The organism is Paraburkholderia sp. BCC1876 (assembly GCF_902833695.1).
In the GTDB taxonomy this organism is placed as follows: Bacteria; Pseudomonadota; Gammaproteobacteria; order Burkholderiales; family Burkholderiaceae; genus Paraburkholderia.
Genome location: NZ_CADFGI010000002.1, coordinates 586,230 through 612,457, shown reverse-complemented (window position 1 = coordinate 612,457; position 26,228 = coordinate 586,230). Strand labels below are relative to the sequence as shown.

24 protein-coding genes are annotated in these 26,228 nt (G+C 63.3%); 2 read left to right on the top strand and 22 right to left on the bottom strand.

Annotated elements, in window-relative coordinates:
• Window positions 1-47: 47 nt before the first annotated feature.
• The 12 genes from HWY05_RS09200 to HWY05_RS09145 form a co-directional block, all read right to left on the bottom strand.
• Window positions 48-1,037, bottom strand: coding sequence for a phage regulatory protein/antirepressor Ant (locus tag HWY05_RS09200; RefSeq protein ID WP_244146587.1), 990 nt, complete (start codon window positions 1,035-1,037; stop codon window positions 48-50).
• A gap of 139 nt (window positions 1,038-1,176) precedes the next feature.
• Window positions 1,177-1,545 carry a hypothetical protein gene (locus HWY05_RS09195; protein ID WP_176058103.1) on the bottom strand — a complete coding sequence of 123 codons (369 nt, stop codon included), beginning with the start codon at window positions 1,543-1,545 and terminating at the stop codon, window positions 1,177-1,179.
• A gap of 269 nt (window positions 1,546-1,814) precedes the next feature.
• The gene (locus HWY05_RS09190; RefSeq protein ID WP_176058102.1) at window positions 1,815-2,255 is read right to left on the bottom strand and encodes a hypothetical protein; all 441 of its coding nucleotides are present in this window, start codon (window positions 2,253-2,255) and stop codon (window positions 1,815-1,817) included.
• Window positions 2,256-2,269: 14 nt separating this feature from the next.
• Complete coding sequence (locus tag HWY05_RS09185; RefSeq protein ID WP_176058101.1) at window positions 2,270-2,998, bottom strand: hypothetical protein; 729 nt, start codon at window positions 2,996-2,998, stop codon at window positions 2,270-2,272.
• Complete coding sequence (locus HWY05_RS09180) at window positions 2,998-3,234, bottom strand: hypothetical protein (RefSeq protein WP_176058100.1); 237 nt, start codon at window positions 3,232-3,234, stop codon at window positions 2,998-3,000. The genes HWY05_RS09185 and HWY05_RS09180 overlap by 1 nt, the downstream gene beginning before the upstream one ends.
• A 964-nt stretch (window positions 3,235-4,198) precedes the next feature.
• Complete coding sequence (locus HWY05_RS09175) at window positions 4,199-5,221, bottom strand: tRNA-dihydrouridine synthase (RefSeq protein ID WP_176058099.1); 1,023 nt, start codon at window positions 5,219-5,221, stop codon at window positions 4,199-4,201.
• 205 nt (window positions 5,222-5,426) lie between these two features.
• On the bottom strand, window positions 5,427-6,047 hold the full coding sequence (gene phaR / locus HWY05_RS09170; RefSeq protein WP_035550412.1) for a polyhydroxyalkanoate synthesis repressor PhaR: 621 nt from the start codon (window positions 6,045-6,047) through the stop codon (window positions 5,427-5,429).
• Window positions 6,048-6,180: 133 nt separating this feature from the next.
• Complete coding sequence (locus tag HWY05_RS09165) at window positions 6,181-6,921, bottom strand: 3-ketoacyl-ACP reductase (RefSeq protein ID WP_035550415.1); 741 nt, start codon at window positions 6,919-6,921, stop codon at window positions 6,181-6,183.
• 222 nt (window positions 6,922-7,143) lie between these two features.
• Window positions 7,144-8,325: an acetyl-CoA C-acetyltransferase gene (locus HWY05_RS09160; protein WP_035550418.1), complete on the bottom strand. Its 1,182-nt coding sequence runs from the start codon at window positions 8,323-8,325 to the stop codon at window positions 7,144-7,146.
• A gap of 159 nt (window positions 8,326-8,484) precedes the next feature.
• Window positions 8,485-10,332 (bottom strand): class I poly(R)-hydroxyalkanoic acid synthase, encoded by a 1,848-nt coding sequence (gene phaC, locus HWY05_RS09155; RefSeq protein ID WP_176058439.1) that lies wholly within the window; start codon window positions 10,330-10,332, stop codon window positions 8,485-8,487.
• A 623-nt stretch (window positions 10,333-10,955) separates the two neighbouring features.
• The gene (gene pgeF, locus HWY05_RS09150; protein ID WP_176058098.1) at window positions 10,956-11,813 is read right to left on the bottom strand and encodes a peptidoglycan editing factor PgeF; all 858 of its coding nucleotides are present in this window, start codon (window positions 11,811-11,813) and stop codon (window positions 10,956-10,958) included.
• Window positions 11,810-13,147 carry an RluA family pseudouridine synthase gene (locus HWY05_RS09145; RefSeq protein WP_035550426.1) on the bottom strand — a complete coding sequence of 446 codons (1,338 nt, stop codon included), beginning with the start codon at window positions 13,145-13,147 and terminating at the stop codon, window positions 11,810-11,812. The genes pgeF and HWY05_RS09145 overlap by 4 nt, the downstream gene beginning before the upstream one ends.
• 38 nt (window positions 13,148-13,185) lie before the next feature.
• Here HWY05_RS09145 and HWY05_RS09140 point away from each other — a divergent pair, with 38 nt between their 5' ends.
• On the top strand, window positions 13,186-14,046 hold the full coding sequence (locus tag HWY05_RS09140) for an outer membrane protein assembly factor BamD (RefSeq protein WP_176058097.1): 861 nt from the start codon (window positions 13,186-13,188) through the stop codon (window positions 14,044-14,046).
• A 137-nt stretch (window positions 14,047-14,183) separates the two neighbouring features.
• Here HWY05_RS09140 and rlmD read toward each other — a convergent pair whose 3' ends face one another.
• The 6 genes from rlmD to surE all read right to left on the bottom strand — a co-directional run bounded on the left by rlmD (window position 14,184) and on the right by surE (window position 20,374).
• The gene (rlmD, locus tag HWY05_RS09135; RefSeq protein WP_176058096.1) at window positions 14,184-15,602 is read right to left on the bottom strand and encodes a 23S rRNA (uracil(1939)-C(5))-methyltransferase RlmD; all 1,419 of its coding nucleotides are present in this window, start codon (window positions 15,600-15,602) and stop codon (window positions 14,184-14,186) included.
• Between the two features lie 115 nt (window positions 15,603-15,717).
• Window positions 15,718-16,494: a 3'-5' exonuclease gene (locus HWY05_RS09130; protein ID WP_035550433.1), complete on the bottom strand. Its 777-nt coding sequence runs from the start codon at window positions 16,492-16,494 to the stop codon at window positions 15,718-15,720.
• A gap of 4 nt (window positions 16,495-16,498) precedes the next feature.
• Entirely contained in the window at window positions 16,499-17,581 is a 1,083-nt protein-coding gene (rpoS, locus tag HWY05_RS09125; RefSeq protein ID WP_035550435.1) for an RNA polymerase sigma factor RpoS, read from the bottom strand.
• 11 nt (window positions 17,582-17,592) lie between these two features.
• On the bottom strand, window positions 17,593-18,522 hold the full coding sequence (locus HWY05_RS09120; RefSeq protein ID WP_035550437.1) for a peptidoglycan DD-metalloendopeptidase family protein: 930 nt from the start codon (window positions 18,520-18,522) through the stop codon (window positions 17,593-17,595).
• Between the two features lie 5 nt (window positions 18,523-18,527).
• Window positions 18,528-19,619, bottom strand: a complete 1,092-nt coding sequence (locus HWY05_RS09115) for a protein-L-isoaspartate(D-aspartate) O-methyltransferase (protein ID WP_176058095.1) — start codon at window positions 19,617-19,619, stop codon at window positions 18,528-18,530.
• A complete protein-coding gene (surE, locus tag HWY05_RS09110) occupies window positions 19,616-20,374 on the bottom strand; it encodes a 5'/3'-nucleotidase SurE (RefSeq protein ID WP_035550443.1) in 759 nt (252 codons plus the stop codon). Before surE ends, HWY05_RS09115 begins: the two co-directional genes overlap by 4 nt.
• Window positions 20,375-20,655: 281 nt before the next feature.
• On the opposite strand from surE, the gene HWY05_RS09105 reads away from it, so the two are divergent.
• Window positions 20,656-21,630, top strand: a complete 975-nt coding sequence (locus HWY05_RS09105) for an NADPH:quinone oxidoreductase family protein (RefSeq protein WP_176058094.1) — start codon at window positions 20,656-20,658, stop codon at window positions 21,628-21,630.
• A gap of 145 nt (window positions 21,631-21,775) precedes the next feature.
• On the opposite strand, the gene HWY05_RS09100 is transcribed toward HWY05_RS09105, so the two are convergent.
• The 4 genes from HWY05_RS09100 to HWY05_RS09085 all read right to left on the bottom strand — a co-directional run bounded on the left by HWY05_RS09100 (window position 21,776) and on the right by HWY05_RS09085 (window position 26,113).
• The gene (locus HWY05_RS09100; protein WP_176058093.1) at window positions 21,776-22,600 is read right to left on the bottom strand and encodes an ABC transporter permease; all 825 of its coding nucleotides are present in this window, start codon (window positions 22,598-22,600) and stop codon (window positions 21,776-21,778) included.
• A 90-nt stretch (window positions 22,601-22,690) separates the two neighbouring features.
• Window positions 22,691-23,503 carry an ABC transporter ATP-binding protein gene (locus tag HWY05_RS09095; RefSeq protein ID WP_176058092.1) on the bottom strand — a complete coding sequence of 271 codons (813 nt, stop codon included), beginning with the start codon at window positions 23,501-23,503 and terminating at the stop codon, window positions 22,691-22,693.
• A gap of 162 nt (window positions 23,504-23,665) precedes the next feature.
• Window positions 23,666-24,703 carry an ABC transporter substrate-binding protein gene (locus tag HWY05_RS09090; protein WP_035550452.1) on the bottom strand — a complete coding sequence of 346 codons (1,038 nt, stop codon included), beginning with the start codon at window positions 24,701-24,703 and terminating at the stop codon, window positions 23,666-23,668.
• 135 nt (window positions 24,704-24,838) lie between these two features.
• On the bottom strand, window positions 24,839-26,113 hold the full coding sequence (locus HWY05_RS09085; protein WP_176058091.1) for a CaiB/BaiF CoA-transferase family protein: 1,275 nt from the start codon (window positions 26,111-26,113) through the stop codon (window positions 24,839-24,841).
• Window positions 26,114-26,228 lie beyond the last annotated feature (115 nt).

Below are 26,228 nucleotides of genomic sequence, written 5' to 3'. Positions count from 1 at the left end.
AATTGCGCCGTGGTTCGAGCGGTTGCCGTGGCTGGGGAGCCCGTCGATTACTTGCCGCGCTTCGCCTTCTTCTGCGCGTCAACGCGGGAAAGGTGCGACTGGATCAGTTCGAGCGTCGTCGGAAGTTCCTTGCCGTCGGCGCGCAGCACGGCGATGCGCTTCGCGAGTTCCTTCAGCCCCTCGCGCGTCACGTAGACCGTGTTCGTCGGCAGGAACACGACTGAGCCGTTCGGCTTGCGTGCCTCGCGGTGACCGACATTGCGCTCAACGTAGCCAGCCTTCCACGCTTCATCCGTCATCGTCCACGGGATCGACGCAGCCTGGCCGCCAGAGCGCACGCCGCGCTTATAAATCCACTCAATCGACTGCATGTAAAGGAACAGCCATTTCGGCGACACGCCCAGCGTCTTTGCGGCATCCGTACCGCACTCACTGCCCGGCGTCGCCACAAGGTCATCGAGCGCATGCGCCGCGGGCAAAAGCTCGTCTACCTTGCCAGACAGAAGATCGGCGCGGGCCTCTGCGCGGATGGCGCGGCGCTGCTCGTCTTCGGCGCGCTGCTCGGCTGCGTCGGCGCGGTCGGACTCGGCAATAACCAGCATCGCGAGTTCTTTGGCGTTCGGCAGCTTCACGGCGGCGGCCTTCGCGTGTTCGAGTGCATGAACGCGCTCGCGCATCGAAATGAACGCGCTCACCAGGCGAACTTGACCCTCTTCAGACTTCGTGCCGCCAATGAACGGCATTGCAATCATCGCGCCGCGCTCGCTCAGTTCGATCATGCGCTTCTGGCGGTTCGAGTTGTCGGTGTACGAGGTGAGCTTAAAATCAAGCCCACCTAAGCGACCGCGCTCGATCAGCCCGTCAAGCGACGCCAGCACGTTTTTGTGGGCGCGGCCGAACTCTTCAGCGATAACCAGCGAATCGGTGACGATCTCGCCATGCTCGCTCACGCGGCACAGTTCGGACGTGACCACCTTCGTCGCGACATCCAGGTAGCCATGACCGGCGCGGACTTCTGCAATTTGATTCGATACCATTTTTTTCACTTGCCAAATTCTGCGTCCCGCGCCATCATTCGGCTCCTTCTTAGGAGTCCTCAGACTGGCATATGCGGTTCGCCAGGTTTCACATAGGCCGGTCGGTGCGCCAACACCTTCCGGCCTTCCCACTTCTGCCTTACTGCTGCGCCTTCTTCAGCGCCTTCTTCGCGTCAATGCGCGCCTGCTTTGCATCGACCTTTGCCTTCTGGATGCCCAGCTTTTGAGCCAGCGCGGCGGCACGCTTCGCGGCTTTCTCGCCTTCCTTTTGCGCCGCCTTCGCTGCCTCGCGCTCGGCCGCTGCGTCAATCCCGGCGATGGACTCTTTCATGCGCGTCACCTGTTCGTCGTCAATCGCATTGCGCGACGCGGCGACGATCTCAAACGAGCCATCCGGGTTTTGCAGCAGCGTCATTCCGACGACTGCGTGGCGATGCCTCATGCTGCCGTACGGGCGCAGGGCGGCGGGGAGCGTCTTGCCGGGTTCGATGAAGAACGAAATTTTCATTTTGGTATGCGCCTTGTTGCGGTGTTGATGGCCGAACTCTAATGACGCGACAAAGCCCACACAAGGCAGGAATCGCGACTATTTAAGAAAATCCTTGTTGAATATGGCGATCTTTTTTGTAACAGAGGCGCAAAAAAGCCCGGTTTCACCGGGCTTCGATGCTTCGCTCTGCGAATGAGGCAGATTGATTTAGAGGGCTTTAGAGCGGCTCGCGGCCATTCGCCGATGCCAGCGTAGCGGCGATGGTATGCGAGCGGCTTGCGATGGGTCTACGCGACCGGCTCGATGCGCATATCGAACTCTTCGACGTAGTAGAAGGTCTTGTCGTGGCGGTTGTACTCAACGGACGCGATAGCGACGTACTCAGCGCGGCCGACGAAAAATCCTTGGCGGTATTCTGACGCGCCGCAGTTGTGCGAGCCTTCGCAGTCAGCGCTCGCGATGTCGCGCAGAGCCTCATGCAGCGTCGCCTCTGCGTCTTCGAGCGTGTCATACACATGGTTGCGCGGATCGCGCTCAAAGTCATCGAGCGCATTCACCGCGGCGTCGTGCGCCGCCTTCGCGATCTTCACTGCGGCCTGCAATGCAGCCTTGTCCGCGTCGCGCTGCGCCTTCGCATTCGGGGCGGTCAGCGTGCGAGCCGGGTCGCGCTTGCGGGCGATGGCGCGCATGGTTTCGAGCGGGCTGCTCAACGGGTTGATGGTCGTCATGATCCTGGCTCCGGTTATTCCGCGTACTCGGCGTACATTTCCGCCGTGAAGTCGAAGACGCTGGTGTTGCACATGAAGCGCAATGCGTCGTCAAGCGTGATACCGGCCTGCTGCGCCTCTGCTTCGTGGCGCTCAATGACAGAGGGCACGACGATGCCGCGATTCCACTCACGGGTCTGAATCCAATCGCGGGCAACCTGTTCTTCGACGCCTTTGTCTTTCAGGATGGCGATGGCTTCACCGTGATCCATGCTTTTCGCCGGGGTTTTGCGCTTTGCCTTCACCGGCTTGCCGGAAATGTCGCGGCGAGCAGGTTCCGCAGGAACTTGCCCAATGTCATTCCTTACTGCTTTGCTCAGTCCTTTTTTAGAATCAGTACTTACTTGTGGGGGATTGACCGGCGACGGTTCAACCGGCGACGGATATTCCGTCAGCGGTGATTCGCTCACCTGATATTCGACTTCGCCGAACTCGCCGCCTTCCGTCTTCGACTGGATGCGCGTGATATAGCCTGCTGCCTTCAGGTCGTTGATGATCTTGCGAACGCCATCGCGACCGAGCGGCGCACCAGACTCGGCGGTCTCGTTGATGAGGTTCTGGATGCTCACCTTCCAGTGATCGGGCTTGCCGAGCAGGAAAATCAGCAGACCGCGCGCAGCCCATGAGAGGCGCTTGTCTTCGGAGATTTTCTTGTCGAGGATGTAGAACTTTTCCTGCGGACGCGGGGCGCGGATGATAGACATTACGCACCCTCCACGGCTTCGTATGCGCGGCTGATTGCCGTCACGGCATCGTCAAGCGAGTCGAACGAGCCCAGCTTCACCGGCTTGCCGTTTGCGCCGACGCAGGACGCCTTGAACGCACCGGCCTTCTGGCAGAACTTCACGCCCGGGACGCCGGTTACATAGGTGCGGAACGATGCGGATTGGCGGGCATGATCGGCCGCCGAGAGAACTACGGGATGTTGCAGGGTAGGCATAGCACTTCCTGGGTTGGAAGCGCCGATTGGGTAAGCATGAAGACGCTAATTCTGCTTGCAACGAATACGGCAAGCGGCTAACATTCCTTCCGTCCGACTCCCTACGAGCACAGACGATTTTGCTTCCCCCTTCGGCGCAATCGAAGGTTCCGAGAAAGCCACCTTGCCGGGTGGCTTTTTCATTTGGTGGACGCGAGTATGCCGCCCACCCCCTTCTACGTCCAGCACAGAATTTGCCGCCCCGCCCCGCCCCGTAAGGCTTTGCGCTCTGCCCCTTGCGCAGAATCCACCCTGAATCCCTTGTAGATGAACGATTGTTTCTGCGGCGCAGAATCCGTCTTATTCGACAACCGCGAATATCGCGCATGCCCTTATGACTTAACAGTTGTATGCGTTCGAGGAAGATTAAGCGCGCCGGTTCATTCGGACGGCCTTCGGGTCGGTCGGATGGATTCGTGGGGCGCGGGCGTCGCCCGGCGTTGCGCCGTCGTCATGAGGCGCGAAGGCTCAAACTTGAGCTTTGCTTTTAAATCAACGAGTTACAGCAGACTGGCCGGGGCCATTAGAGGTTTACTTCAACTATCTTTCGGGCAGCCGAGGCTAACGAATCCGACCTTCGGAGCTGAAGCGGTCGGCGCGGCGGGGGAAGTGGTCTGCGACATAGGGTGGGTCCGGCGTATAGCGGTGACGGTAACGACAATGGGGACGGTGCAAGACGATGCAATACGGCCTGCGAGGCGACGACACAGCCCCGGGCGAACGCCCGCACACGCAACCTGCTATTGTACCGTGCTGGCGGGCGGCTGTTCGCGCGCCGCGTGAGCGCCATGTGCGCTGCAAGCGGACCATGCTCTGGTTGGCCGCTGCAAATGAAAACAGCCGCTTAAGCGGCTGCCTGGCGGTCCAGGACCGTATTTGTCGCCGAGTTGCCCCGTTCGACGGTCGATCAGGCAGGGCCTGATCGTTATAGGATCGTAAGCAACCGACGCTCGCCTGGCAACACTCCGATTGTCGTAGGATCCGGCGCAAAACCCTTGGGCGCCAACGACGCTTCGATCACCTCAAGAATCTCCCGCGAATCCTGCAACCTTCGGATCGACGCATGCAGCTCAACGGCTTGCGACCAGGTGCGCTTCAGGTAGCTCAGCCACATCTTGACGCGCCCGTGCTCGTGAAGATGCGTGGCACGAGCCTGCAATTTACGCAGATACCCGGCGATATAACCCAACACGATCGGCCATTCCTCATCGGAGGGATTTCGCGCCATCAGGCCGCGTATGCGCAGCGCCAGAAACGGATCCGACACCGCGCCACGTCCGATCATCACGTCCTCACAGCCGCTGACCGCCCGGCATCGCTCCCAGTCCGCCACCGTCCATACTTCGCCGTTCGCAATGACCGGCACGTCGACGGCGGCGTCGATCGCGGCGATCCACTCCCAGTGGGCCGGCGGCCGGTAACCGTCGTCGCGGGTTCGGGCATGCACGACGAGCGACGCCGCGCCCGCTTCCGCCAGCGCCACCGCGCAGTCAATTGCGAGCGATGTATCGGCCACGCCGAGGCGCATTTTCGCGGTCACAGGCAGGCTCGCCGGCACCGCCGCGCGCACGGCCGAAACAATCCGGTGCAGTTGTTCAGGGTCGCCCAGCAGCATCGCCCCGCCGCCGTGCTGATTGACGATCTTCGCGGGACAGCCGAAGTTCAGATCGACCCCATGCGGTGATAGCCGAGCCGCACGCTCCGCGTTGGCGGCCATCCATTCAGGATCGCTACCGAGCAACTGGATCACCGTCGGCGTGCCGCTGCGAGTACGGCCACCGTGCAGGATTTCAGGCGCTTCCCGTTCGTAGACGCGATCGGGCAGCAGCGAGCCCGTCACGCGGACGAATTCGGACACGCACCCGTCGAAGCCGCCCGTGCTGGTCAGCACGTCGCGCAGCACGTAATCGGCGACCCCTTCCATCGGGGCGAGAAACAACCGGCTCACGGCGAAGCGAGCGCCGCGTCAACGCAGCGCTGTTGCCGGAAACAGGTGGGAGTGGGACATCCACGAAACATGAGATTGACCGTCGGAGTGGGGATGGAATGGGCGGCCAGAGCGCCCTCTCCGAAGAAAATGCCCCACACACGCAGGCCGCGATTGTACCGCGCGACGCCATGCGCCCGCGGCCAGACCGCCCGCCCCTGAGCGCTTACTTCTTCTCCGGCTCCGGATTGCCTTGCGGATTGGCCTGCGGATTACCCGGCGCCGTGCCGGCATTGACCGGACCACCTGGCGTAAACGGGAACGTGGCGAACATCGACTTCGCCTGGGTCTGCATCTGCTCCTGCATCTGCACGAACATGTTCTTCGACTGCTCGATGTAGCTGGTCATCATGCCCTGCATCATCGGCGCCTGCATGTTCATGAATTGCGACCAGACTTCGGGATTCATCGCCTTGCCTTCGTACAGATTTTTCGACTGGTCGGCGAGCTTCGCCTGAATGTCGATGAAGGCCTGGATGTTCTTCTCGAGATACGTGCCCATCATGCCCTGCATCGCATGACCGTAGAAGCGGATGATCTGCGACAACATCGACGACGAGAACATCGGCAAGCCGCCGCTTTCCTCGTCGAGAATGATCTGCAACAGAATGGCGCGCGTCAGATCCTCGTTGCTCTTTGCATCGATGACCTTGAAATCCTCCTGATCCAGCACGAGTTGCTTCACGTCAGTCAGCGTGATGTACGTGCTTGTCTCGGTATCGTAGAGCCGACGATTCGGATATTTCTTGATCAGTCGTTCGGCTGTTTTCTTTGTAGTAGTAGTCATTTAACGCCTTTGAGCGCGAGTTGAGCGCGGAAACGGCGTCATACCGGCTGCGCAATCGGGCCATTGCGCAGCGAGACGCCGCCGGAACCATCTGAGCCATGGCGCGCTGCCTTGTGAGCGGCGCGCCGGTGACTCAGCCCATATGCAAACCACCATTCAGCGAGAAGTCAGCGCCCGTCGAGAAACCCGATTCTTCCGACGCGAGCCACGCGACGATCGAACCGATTTCGTCCGGTTGGCCGAGACGACGCACCGGAATCGTTGCGACGATTTTCTCCAGCACGTCCGGCCGGATCGACTTGACCATATCGGTGCCGATGTAGCCCGGCGACACGGTGTTGACCGTCACGCCCTTGGTGGCCACTTCCTGCGCCAGCGACATCGTGAAGCCGTGAATGCCGGCCTTCGCGGTCGAGTAATTGGTCTGGCCGAACTGGCCCTTCTGACCGTTCACCGACGAGATGTTGACGATCCGCCCAAAGCCGCGCTCGACCATGCCGTCGATCACCTGCTTGGTGACGTTGAACAGGCTGGTCAGGTTGGTGTCGATCACCGCCGTCCAGTCTTCGTGCGTCATCTTGCGGAACACGACGTCGCGCGTGATACCGGCGTTATTCACCAGAATGTCGATCTCGCCGACTTCGCTCTTGACCTTGTCGAACGCGACCTTGGTGGATTCCCAATCGCCGACGTTGCCTTCGGACGCGATGAAATCGTAGCCCAGCGCCTTCTGCTCTTCGAGCCACTTCACACGGCGCGGCGAGTTCGGGCCGCAGCCCGCGACCACCTTGTAGCCTTCTTTGTGCAGCCGCTGGCAAATGCTCGTGCCGATGCCACCCATCCCGCCCGTTACGTACGCAATTCGCTGTGTCATAAACCACACTCCGTTATCGTTTTCGAGGCGCCGACCGGCGCCTCTTCCCTCGCCTGATACTTCATCTCCGCTGCCGCCGGGCGACCGGCCGACGAGGCCATTTCAGCCACACGCTCCCTGCTGCCCTGCGGCGCGCGGCATTCCTACGTGACGCGAAACCGGCGCCTCATGGACGCCCGTCCCGCACGACACACTTACCTGTTGAACCCGAACCCGAACCGGTTAATCGCGCTCGATCGCCAGCGCGACGCCCATGCCGCCGCCGATACACAGCGACGCCAGACCCTTCTTCGCATCGCGCTTCTGCATTTCGTGCAGCAGCGTGACGAGAATCCGGCAACCGGACGCACCGATCGGATGACCGATCGCAATCGCGCCGCCGTTCACGTTGATCTTCGACGTGTCCCAGCCCATCTGCTGATTCACCGCGCACGCCTGGGCGGCGAACGCTTCGTTGATTTCCATCAGGTCGAGGTCGGCCGGCGTCCAGCCCGCGCGCTCGAGACAGCGGCGCGAAGCCGGCACCGGGCCCATGCCCATCACCTTCGGATCCAGACCCGAGGTGGCGTATGCCTTGATGCGCGCGAGCGGCTTGAGGCCGAGCGCTTCGGCCTTCTTCGCCGACATCACCAGCACCGCGGCGGCGCCGTCGTTCAGACCCGACGCGTTGGCGGCCGTCACCGATCCTTCCTTCGAGAACGCCGGCTTCAGACCCGACAGCGATTCAGCCGTCACGCCGTGGCGCACGAATTCGTCGGTCGCGAAACGCAGCGGCTCGCCCTTGCGTTGCGGAATCTCGACCGGCACGATTTCGTCGTCGAAACGGCCGGCCTTCTGCGCGGCCTCCGCCTTGTTCTGCGACGCCGCTGCAAACGCGTCCTGCTGCTCGCGCGTAATGCCGTATTCCCTGGCGACGTTTTCCGCCGTCACGCCCATGTGGTACTGGTTGTAGACGTCCCACAGGCCGTCGACGATCATCGAATCGACCAGCTTCGCGTCACCCATGCGGAAACCGTCGCGCGAGCCCGGCAGTACGTGCGGCGCGGCGCTCATGTTTTCCTGGCCGCCGGCAATCACGATGTCGGCGTCGCCCGCGATAATCGCGTTGGCTGCCAGCATCACGGCCTTCAGGCCCGAGCCGCACACCACGTTGATCGTCATGCCCGGCACGGCATTGGGCAAGCCCGCCTTGATCAGCGACTGACGCGCCGGATTCTGGCCGGAAGCCGCGGTCAGCACCTGACCCAGAATCACTTCGCTCACCTGCTCGGGCTTCAGACCGGCCCGTTCGAGTACGGCACGAATCACCGTGGCGCCAAGCTCGGGCGCGGCGACCTTCGCCAACGACCCACCGAATTTGCCCACTGCCGTACGGGCGGCCGATACGATCACAACATCAGTCATTTCTATATCCTCCGGGCAAGCCAGCCAACTGCGCCGCAGCCCGTCAAGTTAAAAATCTCGTTGCTCAATCTCGCAGCACTTGCGCTCTGACTCGTTCAGTCGCGCGCGTTGCAACCTCTGCAACGGCACGCGACACCGCGCTGTGACGCGCGGTCAAACCTACTCCCGTTGCCGCACGTAACGTCCCGGCGCCGGCTCGATGACCGGATAGTCCGCCGAACCGGCCGCCGCGCGCGGTTTAACCTTTTTGCCGCCGTACTGGTCGAGCCACGTGGACCATTCGGGCCACCAGCTGCCAGGCACTTCGGTCGCCGCGTCGAACCATGCGTCGGCGCTTTCCGGCAGCGTCTTCGCATCGCCTTCCAGCATCCAGAAATTGCGCTTCTTCTTGGCCGGCGGATTGATCACGCCCGCGATGTGACCCGACGCGCCGAGCACGAACTTCAACGGCCCGCTAAGCAGCGGCACCGACGCATACGCCGTTTGCCACGGCACGATATGGTCTTCGCGTGAACCGTAGATGAAGGTCGGCACGTCGATCTTCGACAGATCGACCGGCTCGCCGCAGGTGGTCAACGCACCCGGCTCGCGCAGACGATTCTCGAGGTAGGTATTACGCAGATACCAGACGTACATCGGGCCCGGCAGGCTGGTCGAGTCGCTGTTCCAGTACAGCAGATCGAACGGCACCGGCGTGCGACCTTTGAGGTAGTTGTCGACGACGTAGTTCCACACCAGATCGTTCGGTCGCAAAAACGAGAACGTGTTGGCGAATTCGATACCGCGCATGAGTCCCGGCGCCGAGCCGCTCTTGCCGCCGATGGTCTGCTCGCGCATCTGCACATGCTGCTCGTCGACGAACACGTCGAGCACGCCGGTGTCGGTGAAGTCGAGCATCGCGGTGAGCAGGGTCATGGACGCCGCCGGATGTTCGCCGCGCGCCGCGGCCACTGACAGCGCGGTGGCGAGCATCGTGCCGCCCACGCAGAAGCCGAGCGTGTTGATCTGCTCACGGCCGCTGATCTTGCTGACCGTTTCGATAGCGCGCAGCACGCCGTCGCCGATGTAGTCGTCCCACGTTTTATGCGCGATCGACTGATCCGCATTGCGCCACGAAATCAGGAACACCTGGTGCCCCGAATCGAGCCCGTGCGCGACCAGCGAATTCTCCGGCTGCAGATCGAGAATGTAGAACTTGTTGATGCAAGGCGGCACGATCAGCAAAGGCCGCTCGCGCACGGTAGCCGTGCGCGGCTTGTACTGGATCACCTGCATCAGCTCGTTTTCGAACACGACCGAGCCTTCGGTGTTCGCGAGGTTCTCGCCGACCACGAAACGCGATTCGTCGGTCTGCGAAATCTTGCCGCGCTGCAAGTCGCCGAGCAGGTTCATCACGCCCTGGCGCAGGCTCTCGCCCTTGCTGTCCAGCAAGGTCTTTTGGGCTTCCGGATTCAACGCGAAGAAGTTGCTCGGCGAGGCCGCCGCGGTCCACTGCTGGACCGCGAAACGGACCCGCTCGCGCACCTTCGGATCGGTGTCGAGCGCGTCGACCATTTCCTGCAGATAGCGCGCGTTCAACAGATACCAGGCGGCGGTAAACGCATAGGCCGGCGCCGCGCTCCAGGCTTCGGAACTGAAGCGGCGATCCTTGAGTTCGGGGACCTTGACAGCCGACGAGGTGGCTTGCTGGATCAACTCCAGCGCTTCACGCGAATAATCGGCCTGCAGTTTTTGCATCCGCTCCGAAGGAATCGCGGCGCTCGGAATATTCAAGCCGGCGAAGGACGGCAGCGACGGCATGCCGCCCGCGGCCAGCTTGCTGAAGTCGGGCATGCCCGGGAACGACGGTATGGGCGGCAAACCGAATCCCGCCACGGGCGGGACGCCCATTTGCGGCATGTTCGGGACAGTGGGCATCTGCGGCATGGCGAACGGCAAGCCGTTGCCGCCCGGTGTCGTTCCGACCGAACGCCACGCATTCATCCACAGGTCGAGTAATTGCTGCATGCCTGCGGCTGGCGTTGCACCGCTCGTACCGGCCTGCTGCGTCTGCTCCTTCGAGGAGTCCGTGCTGGGGGAAGCTGAGGAATGTGATGCTGCCATGCCTGCTTTTGACCGGTAAGTCCTTGCGGACGGGTTGAGAGGCAGGTTCGTGCGCAAGTGGGCGATTGCTCGCGACCTCGTCACGCCCTGTCCTGCACGAGGAGCCGTGAGGAACATTCTTGCTCCCCATCGCAAGGCATGTCAATGCTTGTTCCTGATTTTGCCGCAGTGCGATAGTTTTTTAATTATCGTTTTCCCTGTGTAGAAGATCGCGCTTTTGCGACATGAGTGAACGGAAGTGCGAACAGGCGAAAAAAGCTCCCATAGAGCATGGGCTTATGTGTGTTTATCCGTTCGCGTGTGGCGCTTTTTTGCGGCAGTTTTGCGCTAGCTCAGAGAATTCCGGCAGTGCAGCAAAATAGCGTGCCGCGCCTCCGAACAAACCCTCATACGCGGGTCCGCAGGAATGGGCCGCGGGCTTTCCGGCAGGCTTCCAGGGGATCCCCAAACGCAGCACGCCCGCATGATCGCGCCGGTGAAACAAGGCGTGGTCATGCGGGCGTGGGTAGCGTTTTTTTGTAGCTGAACTAGTCGGCGATCGCCTTTACCTGATCGTCCAGCCAGATCAGCGCGGCCATGCGGCCGGTCTCGCGATCGCGGCGATAGGAATAGAAACGATCGCGTTGCGTGACCGTGCAAAGATCGCCGCCGACCACGCGCGTCACACCGAGCCGTTGCAAACGCAAACGCGCCAGCGCCGGCAGATCGGCGAGATATTTACCCGGATTGTGCGGATGCCCGACGAACGCATTCGCCGTCGCCTCGCGTTGTGCGCCGTCCACGCCGTTCATGAAGGCGTCACGCACGTCTGCACCGACCTCGAATGCATCGGGCCCGATCGACGGTCCGAGATAAGCGTGCAATGCGCCCGTCTCGACACCCGCGAGTTCGGCGACGCGCTGCGCCGTCTGTTCGACGATGCCCGCCGCCAGGCCACGCCACCCCGCGTGCGCTGCGCCGACCGCGCGACCCGCTTCGTCGCAGAACAGCACCGGCATGCAGTCGGCCACCATCACCACGCAGACGGTGCCGGGACGATCGGTGATGCTGGCATCGGCGCGCGTCGGCGTATCGCTCGCGTGACGCTGCGCCAGCACGTCTTCCGCGCGCACGATCCCCGCGCCGTGAATCTGCTCGAGCCACGCGGCCTCGCTCACGCCCGCGAGTGCCAGCAGCCGCGCGCGGTTGATCGCGACCGCGGCCGGATCGTCGCCGGCTTTCATGCCCAGATTCAGGCCGCCGGGCTGCTCCGCACCGTCCTGCCAGCGGCCGAACGGCGGCAGACTCACGCCGCCGTTGCGCGTGGTGACCAGCGCGCGCACGCGCGGCGAGACGTTCCACGCGGGCTGAACGAGATCGGCAAAGCTCAGTTCCGGCACACTCATGTGCGATCGTCCTTGTCGTGGGGGCCGGCTTCGTCCTGATCGTCGTCGCCGTGGTCGCCGTCGTGATCGTTTTCGCCGTCGTGATCGTGATCGTCGTCCGCGTCGTCGTGGTCGAGCGCGCCGTCTTCGTCGGCATCGCCGTCGAGCGACGCGTCGTAGTCGTCGTCCTCGTAATACGTCTCGTCGAACTCGCCCGCGTCGTCTCGCCCGAGACCCAAGGCCACCGACAATGCCTCCATGTCCTCCGGCACATTGGCGCGCCAGTTCATCGTGCGGCCGGTTTTCGGATGCGTCAGCCCCAGCCGCCAGGCATGCAGCGCCTGACGCGCGAAGCCGCCGGGCAGCGGCTTGACCGAGCGCTTGCCGCGCGCGTGCCCATACACCGGATCGCCCAGCAGCGGATGCCCGATATGCGCGCAATGCACGCGAATCTGATGGGTGCGACCGGTTTCCAGATCGCAGGTAATCGCGGTCACCGGCTGGCGCTCCCAGATCGCCGTTTCGACGCGCCGGAAATGCGTGCGCGCCGGTTTGCCCGTCGCGCCCGTCACCACCGCCATGCGCGTGCGTTCACGCGGATCGCGGCCGATCGGCGCGTCGATCGTGCCGCTTTCGGGCATGTTGCCCCACACCAGCGCGAGATACCGGCGCTTAACCGTATGCGCCTGCAACTGGCGCACCAGATCGGTCTGCGCTTCGAGCGTGCGCGCCACCACCATCAGCCCGGAAGTTTCCTTGTCGAGCCGGTGCACGATACCCGCGCGCGGCAAGCCCGCCGCCGCGTCGCCGTAGCGGTACAGCAGGCCGTTCAGGAGCGTGCCGCTCCAGTTGCCGGCAGCCGGATGCACGACCATGCCGGCCGGCTTGTTGATGACCACCAGCGTATCGTCTTCATAGACGATCTCGAGCGGCACCGGCTCCGGCGTGAACGCGAGCTGTTCGGGCAGCAGATCCGGCACGAGTTCGATGGTCGCGCCGAGCGGCACCGGCTGGCGGATCTTGGCGGGCTTGCCGTCGATCCGCACGCGCTCCGCCTCGATCCAGCTCTGCAGGCGGTTACGCGAGAACTCGGGGAATACCCTCGCCAGCACCTTATCGAGCCGGTCGCCGGCCATCTCGTCGGGCACGACGATGTAGCGCGGGGTCTCGTCCGTGACGCGGTTAGCCACCGTCGGCGCAAGGCTTTGCGGGTCGACGGCGTCTAGCGCGTCGCTGCCGAGATCGTCGTCGAGGGAATCGACGCCCAACGCGTCGGAGGGGTCAGCGCTTACGCTATAATCTTTGTTGCTATTCCCGGCACCGGTTGCGGTACCTGGAGTATTTGAGCGGGTCATTGAGTCTGGGTCACCTGGACGTAAAGCTAGACTGGAAAATGCGAGCCTTGAACACCATCACTAAAGCGGCGATCAATTTGGCGGCCATCAAGAAGGCGGCCCGTAAAGTGGCCGGATACATTGCGTGTGCCGCAGCCGTCGCCGTTGTTGCGGCTTGTCACGGCCTGCCGGAGAAGACCGACGAAACGGCAACGTGGAACAACAACAAATTATATACGGAGGCGAACGACGCCTTGACCGGTGGTGATTTCGGCAAGTGCGCGAAGTACTTCGAAATGCTCGAGGGGCGCGACCCGTTCGGCCACTTCGCGCAGCAGGCGCAGATCAACGTGGCGTACTGCAACTGGAAAGATAACGAAAATGCCGCCGCCGACCAGGCGATCGACCGCTTCATCCAGTTGCACCCGGATCACCCGGATATCGCCTACGCGTACTACCTGAAGGGCATGATCCACTTCAACGACGACCTCGGTCTGTTCGGCCGCTTCTCCGGTCAGGACATGAGCGAGCGCGATCCGAAGTCGCTGCGCGAGTCGTATGACGCGTTCAAGATCGTGGTCGACAAGTATCCGAACAGCAAGTACGCACCGGACGCCGCGCAACGCATGCGCTATATCGTGAACGCACTGGCGTCGCACGAAGTCCACGCGGCGGATTACTACTACCGCCGTGGCGCGTATGTCGCCGCGATCAATCGCGCGCAACTGGCGCTGACGCAATACAAGAACGCACCGGCTATTGAAGACGCACTACACATCATGATGCTGTCGTACGAGAAGCTGAACCAGCCGCAACTGGCCGACGACACCAAGCGCGTGCTGGCCGGCACCTTCCCGGACAGCCCGTACATCACGGGTCATGCACGGCCGGGTAAGGAAAAGTCGTGGTGGCAATTCTAAGCCGCACCACGGCACGCTGAAATTCAGCGTCAGCCTGGAAAGAAAAAACGCCACGACCCAAGGTCGTGGCGTTTTTGTTTGTGCGGCTAGCTCGGCTTGTACGGCTTGCAGGCCTTACGACCCGGCAGCCGCCGCACTCAATCCCGCTCGAACAACGCAATCGACTCCACATGCGACGTATGCGGGAACATGTTCACCACGCCCGCGCCCACCAACCGGTAGCCGGCATCGTGCACCAGCAACCCGGCATCGCGCGCGAGCGTAGCGGGCGCGCAGGACACATAGACGATGCGCTTCGGCAGCGGACCATTGCCGCTTTGCGCAATCTCCACGAGCGCGCGGGCGACGGCCAGCGCGCCTTCGCGCGGCGGATCGATCAGGAATTTGTCGAAGTGACCGAGCGCGCGGAAGTCGTCGGCGGTGACTTCGAACAGGTTGCGGCACGCAAACGACGTATGTCCCGCCACACCGTTCAGCCCGGCATTCTCGAGCGCGCGCGAGGTCAGCGCCTCACTGCCTTCGATTCCCACCACTTCCCGCGTGATCCGCGCGAGCGGCAGCGTGAAATTGCCGATCCCGCAGAACAGATCCAGCACCCGGTCGGACCGCGCCGGCGCCAGCAGCCTCAACGCGCGGCTGATCAGCACGCGGTTGATCGCGTGATTCACCTGGGTGAAATCGGTCGGCTTGAACGGCATACGGATGCCGTATTCCGGCAGCGTGTAGTCGAGCTGCTGGTCAAGCGGATAGAACGGCGCGGCCGTTTCCGGGCCGCCCGGCTGCAGCCACCACTGCACCTTGTGCTGGTCGGCGAAATCGCGCAGCACCTGTTCATCGGCCTCCGTAATCGGCGCCAGGATGCGCAGCACCATGGCGGTGATCGACGAACCCACCGCCAGCTCGATCTGCGGCAGACGCTCGTAGATCGACAGCTTGCGGATCATGAAGCGCAGCGGCATCAGCATCGCCGATATATGCGGCGGCAGCACCTCGCAGGTCTTCATGTCGGCGATATCGCTGCTCTTCTTCTCGTGGAAGCCGATCCGCATGCCGCCCTTTTCGGGCAGAAAACGCACCGCCAGACGGGCGCGATAGCGATAACCCCAAGCCGGGCCGTGAATCGGCCGGAATACGGTTTCCGGACGCAGCTTGGCCAGATGCTGCAGATTGTCCTCGAGCACGCGTTGCTTGACGGCGACCTGCGCGCGGATGTCGAGATGCTGCATCGAACAGCCGCCGCAGGTATCGAAGTAGCTGCATTTCGGCTGGGTGCGGATCACGCTTTCACGCAATACCTGCACGACCTCGGCCTGTTCGAATTTCGCCTTGCTGCGATGCGTCGAATAGCTGACGCGCTCGCCGGGCAACGCGCCTTCGACAAAAATCACCTTGCCGGGCGTGCCGTCTTCGGTCTCGACGCGGCCGACGCCGCGCGCTTCCATATCGAGCGAAACGATTTCAATGACCGGCTCGTTGCCGGTGACGACGAGTGCGGGCGCCGGCCGGGACGACTTCTGTCGCTTCGGCGAGCGACGATGGGGGGCAGTTCGGGACACCTGCGACTTCCTGACAAACTTGGGGGAAGGCGAGATTGTAGACGAAGCGCCCGCGTTGCCCGCGATTCGGCAAACGAAGCGGCAACGGCGAGCGGGCTAGCGGGCTATCGGCCTGCTACTGATCGAACGCCGCCAGATACTCGGCCCATTGCGGCGCCGCCTCCTGCGCGAGCGCATTTTTCACCAGATTGATTTCGTCGGCATATTCTTCGGCGGAAAACGCGCCGCGAATCAGCTGGAACCGGCAATACAACAGGTAAGTATTCACGACGTCGGTTTCGCAGTAATTGCGGATTTCTTCGATCCGCCCTTCCTGGTACGCGTGCCACACCTGGCTGCCGTCCATGCCCATCTTGCCGGGGAAGCCGCACATCTTGGCGAGCGCGTCGAGCGGCGCGTTGGCGCGCGCCTGGTACATGGCGAGCACGTCCATCAGATCCGTGTGACGCGCGTGGTAGCGGCTGATGTAGTTGTTCCACTTGAACTCGCGGTCGTCCTCGCCGAGGTCCCAGAAGCGGGGAGCGGGGATGCCGTTGACCAACGCCCGGTAGTTCAGCACCGGCAGATCGAAGCCGCCGCCGTTCCACGACACGAGCTGCGGCGTGTACTTCTCGATCACGCGATAGAACGATTGCACCAGCGCGGCTTCACCGTCTTGCAGCGTGCCGAGCGAGCGCACGCGGAAGCCGTTGTTGTCGCGGAATACGCAGGAAATCGCCGCGACCCGTTGCAGGTGATGCGGCAGGAAATCGCCGCCGGTCTTTTCGCGGCGCGCGGCGAACGCGTGCTCGGCGACTTCGGCGTCGCTCAGTGTGGCGGGCAAATTGTCGAGGCGGCGAATGCCGGCGACATCGGGAATCGTCTCGATGTCGAATACAAGAATCGGTGTCATCAGTCTAGAGAACGGCGTCCTTGCGAACGCCATTGGAGGCGAAGAAGCGCTTCAAACGCACCAGCGCTTCCTGTTGGATCTGGCGCACACGCTCGCGCGTGAGGCCCATTTCGTCGGCCAGCTCTTCGAGCGTGGCGGGTTCGATGTGGTTGAGCCCAAAGCGGCGCTCGATCACATGACGATGCTTGTCCGACAGCCGCGCGAGCCACGCCCGCGTGAGCGTTTCCAGTTCGCGATGCTGGACTTCGGCGTCCGGCGACTGGCTTTGGTCGTCGGACAGCAAGTCGAGCAGGCTGCTGGCCGGATCGAGATCGAGCGGCGCGTCCAGCGACGCGGTGTGCTCGTTCAGCGCGAGGATGTCGGTGACTTCGTCGGTGGTCTTGCCGGTCAGATAGGCAATGTCGTCGATGCTGGCGTCGCGGCGCTCGGCCGCCTCACCCGAGTTCATCGAATTCTTTTCCAGATGGCGCTTGGCGCGCAGCACCTGATTGAGCTCGCGAATCACGTGAACAGGCAAACGCACCGTGCGCGCCTGGTTCATGATCGCGCGCTCGATACTCTGGCGGATCCACCAGGTCGCGTAAGTCGAAAAGCGGAAGCCGCGCGTCGGATCGAATTTTTCGATCGCGTGCATCAGGCCGAGGTTGCCCTCTTCGATCAGATCGAGCAGCGGCACGCCGCGGTTCAGATAACCCTTGGCAATGCTGACCACGAGCCGCAAATTACGTTCGATCATGACCTGCCGCGCGTCGAATTCGCCGGCCTTCGCAAGACGCGAGTATTTCTGCTCTTCCTCGACGGTGAGCAGCGGCTTGACGCTAATGCGGTTCAGGTAGTGCTGAATGGTGTCGGCCGTCAGCTCGGCTTGCAACAACGCGCGGAAATCGTCGGCGTCGGGCGCGGCTTCGGGCGTGCTTTCACGGGCGTCGCCGCCCTCTTCCGCGCCGCTCTGACGTTCGTCGAGATCGCGCTCTTCGGCGATCTCTTCTTCCACTTCCGAAGCGCCGCTTTCGTCCACCGAAGCGGATACAGCTTGGCTGGTCTTTCCAGACTCGGCTTGCGGCGGGCGGCGCTTCGTTTTCGGCATGGTCGTTTCGCTTATTGCGGCGGCAAATACTTCAGTGGGTCGACAGGTTTACCCTGCCGGCGGACTTCGAAATGCAACATCACGCGGTCGGAATCGCTATTGCCCATCTCAGCGATTTTCTGCCCCTTCGTTACCGCGTCTCCCTCTTTTACCATCAAAGCGCGGTTGTGTGCATACGCCGTGAGATAAGTTGCATCATGCTTGATGATAATGAGATTGCCGTAACCACGCAGCCCATTTCCGGCATAAACCACCCGGCCATCCGCCGAGGCTTTCACCGGGTCGCCCGCCGCGCCGCCGATATTGACGCCCTTGTTGGTCGAATCGTTGAAGGTGCCGAGGAGCGGCCCGCGCACCGGCCACGCGAAGCTCACATTGCCGGCCGCGGCGCCCGAATCGCTGGCGGCGCCCGGCGCCGGCGGCGTGAGCGATGCGTTGTTCGCGCCCGAGCCGTAGATCGGCGGCGCGGCAACACCTGCCGCCGCGCCCACGGCCGGCGGCGTGCTGCCGAGCGGCGCGCTTTGCACGGCGCCGCCGTTGCCGATCGGCGCGGTCGACACACCCGGCGTCAGCGCCGCGGTGTTCGCACCCGGCGGCACCACGCGCAGCAACTGATCCACTTCGATCTGATTCGGGTTGGTCAGATTGTTCCACGTCGAGATGTCGCGGTAGTTCTGGCCGTTTTCCAGCGCGATCCGATACAGCGTGTCGCCCGGCTTCACACGATAGTAGCCGGGCGGCGGCGGGCCGAGCGGCACCGGCGGCTGCGCAGCCTGCGTGCCGAGCGCGCCGCTGCCGGAGCGGTCGATCACGGGCGCCTGGTCGAGCCTCGTCGCGCATGCCGTCATCAGCAGGGACAAGGCGAGCACGCACACGCTACGCTGGGTTACGGTCATCGGGACATTCAGGCTGGTTCTTTGCATGGCGCGCAACATACTCATCGGTGTTAAATCACTCCGGATTTTAAGGGTACAAAGAAAACGCGATCAAGCCTTGACTCGCGCCATTGCGCGGGTCCGGTCCGCTCGACCAGAGTCAGCACCTGATTCTGGCCTTCCTGCGAGCCGACCGGCGCAACCAGACGGCCGCCGATCGCGAGTTGTTCAAGTAATGCAGGCGGTACGTCGAGCCCCGCCGCGGCGATCAGGATCGCGTCGAACGGCGCCGCCGCCGGCAAGCCTAGCCGCCCGTCGCCGTAATGCAGGCGAATGTTCGGAATGCGCAGCGGACGCAAGTTTGTCTTGGCGCGTTCGGACAGCGGCTTGATGCGTTCGATCGAGTAAACCTCGCGCGCCACCTGGCTCAGCACCGCCGCCTGGTAACCGCAACCCGTGCCGATCTCGAGCACCGAGTTCAACGCGCGGCCGGCCGCGGCCAGTTCGATCATTCGCGCGACGACCGACGGCTTGGAGATCGTCTGGTGATGACCGATCGGCAACGCCGCATCTTCGTAAGCCTGGGCCGCGAGGCCCGGATCGACGAACATGTGACGCGGCACGACCGACATCGCGTTCAACACGCGCTGATCGGTCACGCCGTTCGCACGCAGGCGTTCGACCATCCGTTCGCGAACCCGTTCCGAAGTCAGTGCCAGGGCGCCGTTCAATGCGACGTTCGGCGCGGCGGTGCGCTCGCTCGCGCGGGGTTTCGCCGATGGCGCCGGATGCGAAGCCGCGCGCGTGCTCAAGCCCGGCATGGCGGGTTTGAGCGGCGCTTTGGCTGACGCCGCGGCTTGCGGCTTAGGCGAAGTGACGAGCTGGGACGGTACTTGCGGCTTGGCCTGCACCGGAGACTGAACCTGCGCTCGTGCTTGCACCGTCGCTTGCGGCTTAGCTTGCGGGCTGACTTGCGGCTTAGCTTGCGCCTTACCGCCCGCGCCAGCCGGCGACTTCTTCGCCGGCTGCTGCCGCGCGTTCAGCGCCGCGCTCGCGGCCAACGCCGCCGCGCGTATTTCGCCCGGGCGCCCTTCGGGCCGGCGCGGTTCGCGCACCAGGTCCTCGAGGCCGAGCGGAAAACGCTTGGCGCGCTCGCTCGTCATGAAGCGCTGCTGCCGGCGCGCAACCAGTCGCGCGCCGCGGGCAGCATTTGCGTATGGGTCAAGTCGAGCTGCAGCGGCGTGATCGACACGTGGCCATTGGCGACGGCGTGGAAGTCCGTGCCTTCGCTCGCGTCGCGCGCGCTGCCCGCCGGGCCGATCCAGTAGATCGGTTCGCCGCGCGGATTGGTCTGGCGGATCACCGGCTGCGACGGATGCCGCTTGCCGAGACGCGTGATCTGCCAGCTTTTGAGTTGCTCGTACGGCAGATTGGGAATGTTCACGTTCAGCAACGGATGCCCAGCCAACGGCTGTTCAAGATAATGCGCGACGATCTCGGTGGCGACGCGCACCGCGTCGTCGAGATGCACCCAGTCCTTGTCGACCAGCGAAAACGCGATGGCCGGCACGCCGAACATGATGCCTTCCGTAGCGGCGGCGACGGTGCCCGAATACAGCGTGTCTTCGCCCATGTTCTGACCGTTGTTGATACCGGAGACTACGAGGTCGGGCGTATGGTCGAGCATGCCGGTCAGCGCGATATGCACCGAGTCGGTGGGCGTGCCGTTCACGTAGTAGAAACCGTTCGCCGAACGCAGGACCGAGAGCGGCCGCGACAGCGTCAGGGAATTCGACGCGCCGCTGCAATTCTGTTCGGGAGCCATCACGGTGACGTCTGCGATCGGCTTGAGCGCTTCGTAAAGCGCAGCAAGGCCTGGCGCCAGATAACCGTCGTCGTTGCTGAGTAGGATTCGCATGCGGCGATTGTAACCGAGGAAAGATGGCGCGCGGACGACACGGCGGCCCGTGTTCGCCTCGTGTTCGCCCCGCCTCCGCCCCGTATGCACGACGCACATGCGAGGGTGATGACGACCGGCGCGGGTCGCATGACGGCATGCCTATAGAGCGCGTCCCGCCCCCTCGATCGTGAGCGCCGCGAGGAAAAAAACGCACGGTCGTGCGGATTGTTTTACACTCGACACGCTTGCCGTACCTCGAAGAAAATCCCCAGTAAGACCCTGATCGATATGGAGACACGATGCGCGCGATTCGCTGTAATCAATACGGCCCGCCGGAGAGCCTGGTCGTCGACAATCTGCCGGACCTCGAGCCGCCGCCCGGTCACGTGGTGATCGATGTCAAGGCCGCCGCCGTCAATTTCCCCGACGTGCTGATCATCGAGAACAAATACCAGTTCAAACCGCCGCTGCCGTTCACGCCCGGCTCGGAAGTCGCGGGCGTGGTGCGCGCGGTCAGCGCCGACGTGAGCCAGTTCAAACCCGGTTCGCGCGTGGTCGCCTTCACCGGCCAGGGCGGCTTCGCGGAGCAGGCGCTGGCGCCGGCCGCCGCGTGCGTGCCGCTGGCGGACGGCGTCGACTTCGATGTCGCCGCGGCGTTCACGCTCGCGTATGGCACCTCGCATCACGCGGTGGTCGATCGTGGCGCCTTGCAGGCCGGCGAGACGATGCTGGTGCTCGGTGCGGCCGGCGGCGTCGGCCTCGCGGCGGTCGAGATCGGCAAGGCGCTCGGCGCGCGCGTGATCGCGGCGGCATCGAGCGACGAGAAGCTCGCCACCTGCGTGAAGCACGGCGCGGACGCGACGATCAACTACAGCACCGAAGACCTGCGCGAGCGCATCAAGGCGCTCACCGACGGCAAAGGTCCCGACGTGATCTACGACCCGGTCGGCGGCATCTACGCGGAGCCGGCGTTCCGCAGCATCGGCTGGCGCGGCCGCTATCTGGTGGTCGGCTTCGCCAATGGCGAGATTCCGAAGCTGCCGCTCAATCTGACGCTGCTCAAGGGCGCGAGTCTGGTCGGCGTTTTCTGGGGCGATTTTGCGAAGCGCGAGCCGCAGCGCAATCACGCGGCGTTCCAGCAGATGACCCAGTGGATCGGCGAGGGCAAGCTCAAGCCGTACGTGTCGGCGCGCTACGCGCTGGAAGACACCGGCCGCGCGTTGCGCGATATGGCCGAGCGGCGTGTGATCGGCAAGGTGGTGATTACGCCCTAGCCTTCGGGCTGTTGCCGGACGGTGCTGCCTGAAGCGCAGCGAACCGTCGAACAGCGGCCTTACAAAACAGCCTTAAAAACCCAAAAAAACGGCGCGCGGTTTTCAAACCACGCGCCGTTTTTTTTGCGCCTCGCTATCGTTGCGCCTACAACTTTTCCGTCTCACCCGATTTCGGTTGCCACTTCATCAAACGCCGCTCGCCGACGCCGACAATCGCATCGAGAATCAGCGCGAAGGCGGTCAACACCAGAATCCCGGCGAACACCGTGTTGATGTCGAAGGTGCCTTCGGCTTGCAGAATCAGATAGCCGACGCCGCGCGCCGAGCCCAGATACTCCCCCACCACCGAGCCGACGAACGCCAGCCCCACCGCCGTATGCAAGCTCGAAAACACCCAGCTCATCGCGCTCGGCAAATACACGAAGCGCAACAACTGCTTGCGGTTCGCGCCGAGCATGCGGGCGTTGGCGAGCACCACCGGACTGACTTCCTTCACACCCTGGTAGACGTTGAAGAACACGATAAAGAACACCAGCGTGACGCCGAGCGCGACCTTCGACCAGATGCCCAGACCGAACCAGACGCCGAAGATCGGCGCGAGAATCACGCGCGGCATCGAGTTGGCGGCTTTGATGTACGGATCGAACAGCGCGCTCGCCAGCGGCGACAGCGCGAGCCACAAACCGACGCCGAGTCCGAGCCCAGTGCCGAGCGCGAACGCGAGCACGGTCTCGACCAGCGTGATCCACAGGTGCAGATAGATCTCGCCGCCCGTGAACCACTCCCAGATGCGCTGCAGCACCTTCTGCGGTTCGCCGAAGAAGAACGCAGCCTTGTTCGGATCATCGAAATAGAACGGCGGCAGCAGCGTCGGACTGGTCAGCACGTACCAGAGCACGAAACACAGCAACAGCAGTAGCCATTGCCAGATCACCAGATTCGCCCGGTTCGGGCGCAACGTCTTCCACATGACTCGGTTTGCCTTCGACGATGGATTAGTCCACGTTCAGACGCTCATGCCGCGCTTTCTTACCCCGGCGCGATACCGGCACAGTCGCGTCTAAACGGCGGTCAGTTGCTGCTGATACCCCTTCAGCACCTCATCGCGCAGCACGCTCCAGATCTGCGCGTGCAATTCGACGAAACGCGGATGCGCACGGATTTCGGCGACGTCGCGCGGACGCGGCAGATCGATCGTGAATTCGCCGATCGGATGCGTGCCCGGTCCCGCCGACAGCACCACCACGCGATCCGACATCGCGATGGCTTCGTCGAGATCGTGCGTGATGAACAGCACCGCTTTGCGTTTTGCCGCCCACAGGTCGAGCAACTCGTTTTCCATCAACTGACGCGTCTGGATATCGAGCGCGGAAAACGGCTCGTCCATCAGGATGATGTCGGGATCGAGAATCAGCGTCTGCGCCATCGCGACGCGCTTGCGCATGCCGCCCGACAACTGATGCGGATAGCGGTCGCCGAAACCGCCGAGGCCGACGCGCTTCAGCCATTCGTCGGCTTTGGCGCGGGCTTCGACCGGCTGCACGCCGTGAAACGCGAGGCCGGCCATCACGTTATCGATAGCCGGGCGCCACGGCATTAGCGCGTCCGCCTGGAACATGTAGCCGGCACGGCGGTTGATGCCCTTGAGCGGCTCGCCGAATACGCTGACCGTGCCCGACGACGGCTCAAGCAGACCGGCGCCGACATTCAGCAAGGTGGACTTGCCGCAACCGGTCGGCCCGACCACCGAGACGAACTCGCCCGGCGCGATGCGTAACGTGGTGTGCTTCACGGCCGTGTAGCGCTGCGCGCGGTTGTCGCGCGCAGCGAACGTGCAGGTGATGTTGTCGAGCGCCAGGGCGGCAACGGTCATCGTTCAGCTCGCTTGTTCGGAGGTCGGTTGAGGCTTTAGAAGTCGTCGTGGCATATGGCGGCTTCATGGCGTGAAGGCGCGACATCGCGACGGCGCGGCCGCTTGCGAAACGCGCAACAGCGGCGCACGTCGTCGCCTTCGACCTTGTACGCGTCGCGGCGCTTACGCCTTGACGGTCGCCAGCGCTTTTTTCACGAAGTCGTTGGTCCACGTCTTCGACAGATCGATCGGCTTGCCCTGCACCGCCGGGTCGAACGCCTGCAAGGTCTTCAACGAGGTCGCGGGACCGTCGACGGGCATCAGGCCGTCGGGCGACATGGCTTCCTTCACGTGCTGCCAGGCGTCCAGATAGACCGCGCGGTCGCCGAGCAGATAGCCTTCCGGCACGGTATTGATCAGCTCGCTGCCGGTCGCCGTTTGCAGCCACTTGAGCGCGCGCACCATGGCATTGGTCAGCGCCTGCGTGGTGTTCGGATTCTTCGCGATGAAACTCTGCGACGCGTACAGGCAGCCTGCCGGCATGTCGCCGCCGAACACGCTGCGCGTATCGGCCAGCGTGCGCGTGTCCGACACGACGCGAATCTCGCCGGTGCGTTCGAGCTTGGTCATCACCGGATCGAGATTGGCGATCGCGTCGATCTGCCCCGACTGCAACGCGGCAATCGCGCCGGCGCCCGCGCCCACGCCGATAAACGCGACGTCTTTCGCGCTCAATCCGGCCTTCGCCAACACGAAGCTCGCCATGATCGAGGTCGACGAACCCGGCGCGGTCACGCCGATTTTCTTGCCCTTCAGATCGGCGATCGATTTGTAATTCGGCAGCGTTTTCTTCGACACCGCGAGCACGATTTGCGGCGCACGGCCCTGCAGCACGAACTCGCGGAACATCTGCTTCTGCGCCTGCAACAGCAAGGTGTGTTCGAACGCGCCGGACACCACGTCCGCACTGCCGCCCACGGCCGCCTTCAAGGCTTGCGAACCACCCGCGAAATCGGAGATTTCGACGTCGAGCCCTTCGTCCTTGAAGTAATTGCGACGCTCCGCAATGGTGAGCGGCAGGTAATAGAACAGATTCTTGCCGCCGACCGCGATCGCGACTTTGGACGTTTCAGGTTTGCCCTGCGCGAAGGCGAGCGGCGAGACGCCGAGCGAGGCGCCCGCAAGCGCGGCCGTGCCGGCGAGGAAGGATCTGCGTTGCATGGTCTGATGTCTCCAAACTTTTTGTTGTCCGGTTCTTTCTTTTTACCGCGACGCTCGTGGGCGCCGCGTTTGAAGTGGTGTTCGTTTCACTGCTCGCGCACCCTTCGCAAAAGCGCGCGCGCAACTCAATCGCATTCAGACGATCTGTTGTGCGTGCAACCTTGCAATGTCGTCAGCATCATAACCTAGCGATTGCAGGACTTCATCGGTATGTTCACCCAGTTCGGGACCCAGCCAGCGCGTTTCGCCGGGGGTGGCCGACAGCTTCGGCGTGACCGCCGGCAGCGTGATTTCCTTGCCGTCCTGCCACTTGAAGCGCTGGATCATCTGACGCGCCATGAACTGCGGATCGGTGAACATATCCGCGACGCTGTAAATGCGGCCAACCGGCACATCAGCGGCATTCAGTACCGCAAGCGCTTCGTCGATGGTGCGCGTGGCGAGCCAGGTGGCGATCGCGGCGTCGATTTCCAACGTACGCGGCACGCGCCCGTCGTTATGCGCGAGGCCGGGATCGTTCGCGAGATCGTCGCGTTCGATCGCCACCATCAGGCGCTTGAAGATCGGATCGCTATTGCCGCCGATCACGATGCTGCCGTCGCGGCACGGATACGTATTCGACGGCACGATACCCGGCAGCGATGCGCCGGTGCGCTCTCGCACCATGCCGTACACGCCGTATTCGGGCACCACGCTTTCCATCATGTTGAAGACGGCCTCGTACAGCGCGACGTCGACCACCTGCCCTTTGCCGCCGTTCACCTGCTTGTGATGCAGCGCCATTAGCGCGCCGATCACGCCGTGCAGCGCGGCGATCGAATCGCCGATCGAAATGCCGATGCGCGGCGGCGGCAAATCCGGATAGCCGGTGATATGGCGCAAGCCGCCCATCGACTCGGCGATCGCACCGAAACCGGGCCGGTCGCGATACGGTCCGGTCTGGCCGTAGCCGGACAGACGCACCATCACGAGGCCGGGGTTTTCCGCGGACAGCACGTCATAGCCAAGCCCGAGTTTCTCGAGCAAACCCGGCCGGAAATTTTCGACGACGATGTCCGCTTCTTTCGCGAGACGTCGCACGATTTCCTTGCCCTCTTCGGCCTTCAGATTGATGGTGATGGATTTCTTGTTGCGCGCCTGCACGGCCCACCACAGCGACGTACCGCCGACTTCCGGATAAAGCTTGCGCCATTTGCGCAGCGGGTCGCCGCCCCTGGGATCTTCGATCTTGATGACCTCGGCGCCGAACTCGCCGAGAAAACGCGCGGCGAACGGGCCGGCGATCAGCGTGCCAAGTTCCAGCACCTTGACGCCCGCGAGCGGGCCGGCGGGGGGTTGGGTTTGGGTGGCCTGCGCGCCGGGGATGTCTTCAGGCGCGGCGTTCACGTGGGATTCGGGAGTGGCGCTCATGGGTCTCCTTGGTTCTAGGCTGGGCTACGCGGCGTGCACCGCGACGACCGGACGCGCTGGCGGCGCACGCGTTCGCGACGAAAGCTTTTGCGACGCCGCCGCGCGCGATGCAGCG